Genomic DNA, 5,070 nt, shown 5'->3' on the forward strand with positions numbered 1-5,070 from the left:
ATTTAATAGATCGTATTCTAAAATACGTAATAAAAATTTATTTCTAAATTTTGTTTTAGCTATATCCAAAGTATTTTTAAAAAGAATATAATCGCTATATCTTTTAGTTAAAAAATTGGACTTTTTAACCAATGAAATATTATTCGGAGATCTATTTATATATGTAGAGATTGCGGAAATTGTAGTGACTGAATTAGCCAAAGAAAAGACATTCATGAAAAATATTTTATCTTCTCCGAAATGCAAGTTATGTGGAGTGGAAACGAAATATTATTTTTAAAAATTAATTCCCTTTTAATAAATTTCCCACTAGGACCTAAATAATAATACAAATATGGTATATCATTACCGTTAACATTGTAGTTTTCTTTTATAGTCATAAATTTAGCATGAATAGATTGCTTTCCGTCATTATCTTTTATTACTTTACTAATGATAATGTCGCTATCTAAATGTAAATAATTTAATGAAATAGTTTCGAGTACATTTAAATCTAACCAATCGTCCCCGTCTAAAAAATAGATATAATCACCGTTACTCTCTCTTATACCTTTATTTCTTGGTTGAGACGGACCTCCGCTGTTTTCATCTAATTGATAAATTTTAAGATTACTTTCATTGTAAGCGCTTAATATTTCCATAGTACCGTCAGTGGATTGATCATCAATTACAATAATTTCATATTTATCGTTATTCAATGTTTGGTTAACCACAGAATCCAGTGTTTTTTTAATTGTATTAATATTATTGTATGTTGTAATTATAATCGAAAAATAAGGTTTCGAAACATATACCTGCCTCCAATTATTTATTTTTTTTATAAATTATAATATAATATTTGATGTAACTCAAATAGTGTTGGTGATTAATATAGATTTATAAGTATAATGGAGGAGAAATCTTGCAGATTATAAGACAAAAAGGCTCAATAATACATATTGATTTTAAAGGAAGTCAAAAGAATATTACTAAGGTTTACGTAAAAAATGAATTTGATTCAATTAAATATGAGAATAAAGATGGAGATTTTCATTTTGAAATTGATTTAAAAACAGTAGCCTCTCGTTTTAATAAATACGAAACTAAAAAAATTTATATTGTGGTAGAAGAAGAAGGGCCAATTTTAACTACACAAAAAAATTTGAAAATAGATAATAACACTAAAGTTTATAGTTTGTCTAAAGTAACAAATGAAAACATGAGGATACATCCATATATAACAAAAAATGGATATTTGCATCTTTCTATGAATGAGTACACTCCAAATAAAATATATTTTTCTAGAAGACATATAGATAATATTAAAATAAATAATCATGAGGCTTTAATAGAGGGCCAATTTTCAATTTTAAATTCGAGATTAGAATATTGTAATATTTTAATAAAAACTCGATTTACAGAACGAGAGAAATCAATTAAATTACTCCCTAAATATGTTGGTAATACTAAAGATAGCGCTAAGTATAATTTCTCAATCGATATTTACGATGAATTAATAAATTTCATTAAGTATCCTTTTAATAATGGTGACGTTATTGATATATATTTAGATGTAAAAGTAAAAGAAACATTAGATTCTATACACATCAAACTTGGAAACCCAAGGGTTGCAGCTGAATGGTTTCTTAAGGGAGAAATTATCACTGATTTTCATAATGAAGTAGTGTCTATTACACCTTATTTAACAATGAAAGGAAGAAATTTATCCTTTAGAATAAATAGATATAGTTTAGATAGCTATTTATCATATATTGAAAGTGTAAAAAAATTGAATATAAAATACATGATAAAAAATAGAGCTAACAAGATATGGATCATTGGGGAAAAATCATATAAGGCGCAAGATAATGGATTTCATTTCTTTAAATATATGCGCACTCACCATCCAGAAATTCCAGCATATTATATCATTGAAAAAGATTCAAAAGAAGCCAAAAATGTCTTACCTTTTGGTAACGTTATATTTTATAAATCTCCAGAGCATTTTGAGATTATGCTAAAAGCAGATTATATATGTACGACACATCATCCTGAGCTATTATATCCAACTAACAGTAAAATTTATACGCGTAAAATAAAAGCGACTAAAGTATTTTTACAACATGGTGTATTAGGCACTAAAAATTTGACGAATATTAATGGTAACCAATTAAAAGATTTCAATGTAGATTTACTTATTACTAGTTCAAATAGAGAAAAAGAAATTGTAGTAAAAGATTTAAAATTTGATGACAACCAAGTTAAAGTAACTGGTTTATTACGCTTTGACGAATTGTTTAAGCCTAATGTAGAAGTTAAGAAACAAATTTTAATTATACCAACTTGGAGAGACTGGTTAACAAACTTAGAACAGTTAAAAGTTTCAGAGTATTTAGAAAGAATGAATCTTTTACTATATAGTCCTAAATTAAAAGAAATTGCTGAAAAAGGCACTAAAATTATCTTTTGCTTGCATCCTAATATGCAACCGTTTATTCAATATTTTGATGTCCCATCTTACGTTACAATTATTAAACAAGGAGATGTAGATGTTCAAAAGTTAATTAAAGAAAGTCAATTAATGATTACAGACTATTCAAGTGTAGCTTTTGATTTTAGTTTTTTAAATAAACCGGTAATTTACTATCAATTCGATAAAGAAAGATTTTTAGGGAAAGAGCCATCACATATAGATATAGAGAAAGAATTACCAGGCATCATCGTGAATTCTCAAGAAGAAATAGAAAAAGAGCTTGTTCGATTAGAAGCTAACAATTATGGCATTAGTAGCTCAATTAAAAGCAAGGCCGATCAATTTATTAAATATAGAGATGAAGAAAATTCTAAAAGGATTTTCGAAGAAGTATTAAAATATAAAAGTAAAAATAAGATTAAAAGCAAGATTAAGTATAATATTCTAACTCAACATATGACTAATCGTTTTAGAAAAGATAAACGTTATTTTAAAGTAATGGATAAATTCAATACAGTTATAACTAAATTTACTCCAGTAAAAAAAGATTTAATTGTAATTGAAAGTAATATCGGTAAATCGGTAAATCGGTAAGTGATAGCCCTAAAATTATATATGATGAGATTAAAAAACATACTAATAAATATAAAATTGTATGGGTTACTAATAAACAGTATCCATTTAACGACCCAAATGTAATTTCAGTAAAACGATTATCACCTGAATACTATTATTATTTATCTATAGCTAAATATTGGATAAATAATCAAAATTTCCCACATTATATTACTAAATCTAAAGACACGATATACATTCAAACTTGGCATGGCACACCATTGAAAAAAATGTTAAATGATGTTGATTCCTTCGAAGGTAGAAGTGAAGATTATAAATTTAGAGTAAATCATGCAATTAAATATTGGGATTATCTTATTTCACCAAGTCCGTATGCTAGCGAATGTTTTAAATCAGCTTTTGATTTTAAAAAAGAAATACTAGAAGTTGGATACCCTAGAAACGATGTATTTTATAGCAATGATAAAGATGCTCTAGAAGAAAAAAGAAAATTAATTAAACAAAAATTAGGGATTCATGATAATCGCAAAGTTATCTTGTATGCCCCGACTTTTAGAGATGATGAAATTAATAAAGCTAAAAAGCATGTTATTAATTTAAAAATAGATCTACAAAAATTTAAAGAAAACTTTGCTAATGAATATATTCTAATTATACGTCCACACATCATTATTAGTAATGCTTTAAAACTGGAAAAATCAGTAAGTGACTTTGTTATAAATGGAGAAAGTTACAATGAAATAAGTGACTTGTACTTAATTTCTGATATTTGTATAACTGATTATTCATCTGTAATGTTTGATTTTGCTAATACTAGAAAGCCACTATTATTCTTTACTTATGATTTAGAGTATTATAAAGAACAATTAAGAGGATTTTATTTTGATTTTGAAAAAGAAGCACCAGGTCCACTAATTAAAGAAAACAGAGAATTGATAGAAGCAATTAAAAATATTGATAACATCGAAAAACAATACGAAGGTAAGTACAATCAATTTTATAATCGTTTTTGTACTTTTGAATCTGGTCAGTCAGCGAAAAAAATAGTTGATAAATTCTTTATTAATTAGATAGAACAACGTATAAAAACCACCCAGTGCATGGGTGGTTTTTTGTGTTTATTATTTCAAACCTACGTATTCTTCTAACGTTTTATCGGAATGATAAACATCTGTTGCTATATCTTTTCCTAAATAACGTAGATGCCATGGTTCGTATTGATATCCTGTAATGCTTTCTTTGCCTTTAGGGTAGCGTACAATAAATCCATATTTATGTGCATTTTTTGCAATCCATTGTCCTTCTTTTGTTTCGCCAAAACTGGCATAAAGATTTTTATCTGAATTTACGCCACCGACATCATATGTAAGTCCTGTTTGATGTTCGGAATAGCCTGGACGCGCACTATACTTATCTGCTGCTTCTTTACCATCTCGCTCCACGTAATTATTATACAATTGAACTTGCGTAGGATAACTTCTAAATCCACTAATTTTATATAAGTTGATTCCGTCTTGTTGTGCGTCACTAAATAATTGTTGTAATGCTTGTTGTGATTCAGATTCCTCGCCAGGATTATAACTTGAAGGCAAACTGATTTCTTTATTTACAATTAAAATACCGTCTATATATGTGCGACCATCCTTAACGACCTTTTTATACTTCTTTTGATTACTATCACTGTTTTTTGAATGATTACTATCTGTTGTGTTGTTTTCATTGTTAGTCTTATCCCCGTTGTCACCGCTGTTCTCATGTGAACAAGCTGAAAGTAATAAAGCACTTGTTATTAATATTGCGAAAAATCTTTTCATATCAATACCCCTATATTTTTTGAATATAAAAAATAAAATTACATATAGAGTTTAACATAGTTTGAAAATGAATTATATAGAACCTCTATAAAGGAAAGATTGTTGAGTAACTTCTGGAACAAGCGCTCAATAACAAATATATAAATAGAGGATTCTTTACGGTAAAGCGAAGAGCTCTAAATTTTCTTCTTAGATTTCCAGTATATGGTCTGTCTCTTATACACATCT

General features: G+C 27.2%; 4 protein-coding genes. 2 read left to right on the forward strand and 2 right to left on the reverse strand.

Features of this window, described 5'->3' with window-relative positions:
• Window positions 1-212 precede the first annotated feature (212 nt).
• On the reverse strand, window positions 213-821 hold the full coding sequence (locus CD147_RS12275; protein WP_420894067.1) for a glycosyltransferase family 2 protein: 609 nt from the start codon (window positions 819-821) through the stop codon (window positions 213-215).
• A gap of 80 nt (window positions 822-901) precedes the next feature.
• Between CD147_RS12275 and CD147_RS01295 the strand changes: the two genes are divergently transcribed.
• Both CD147_RS01295 and CD147_RS12475 read left to right on the forward strand, forming a co-directional pair.
• Entirely contained in the window at window positions 902-3,046 is a 2,145-nt protein-coding gene (locus CD147_RS01295; RefSeq protein WP_338108612.1) for a CDP-glycerol glycerophosphotransferase family protein, read from the forward strand.
• 29 nt (window positions 3,047-3,075) lie between these two features.
• A complete protein-coding gene (locus tag CD147_RS12475) occupies window positions 3,076-4,098 on the forward strand; it encodes a CDP-glycerol glycerophosphotransferase family protein (RefSeq protein ID WP_338108613.1) in 1,023 nt (340 codons plus the stop codon).
• Between the two features lie 51 nt (window positions 4,099-4,149).
• Here CD147_RS12475 and CD147_RS01300 read toward each other — a convergent pair whose 3' ends face one another.
• Complete coding sequence (locus CD147_RS01300) at window positions 4,150-4,842, reverse strand: M15 family metallopeptidase (RefSeq protein WP_103165649.1); 693 nt, start codon at window positions 4,840-4,842, stop codon at window positions 4,150-4,152.
• Window positions 4,843-5,070 lie beyond the last annotated feature (228 nt).

The sequence above is a fragment of the Staphylococcus devriesei genome (assembly GCF_002902625.1).
Lineage (GTDB): Bacteria > Bacillota > Bacilli > Staphylococcales > Staphylococcaceae > Staphylococcus > Staphylococcus devriesei.

Coding starts and splice junctions, on each gene's coding strand:
- CD147_RS01300 (WP_103165649.1), bottom strand. CDS start 4,842: ATGAAAAGATTTTTCGCAATATTAATAACAAGTGCTTTATTACTTTCA.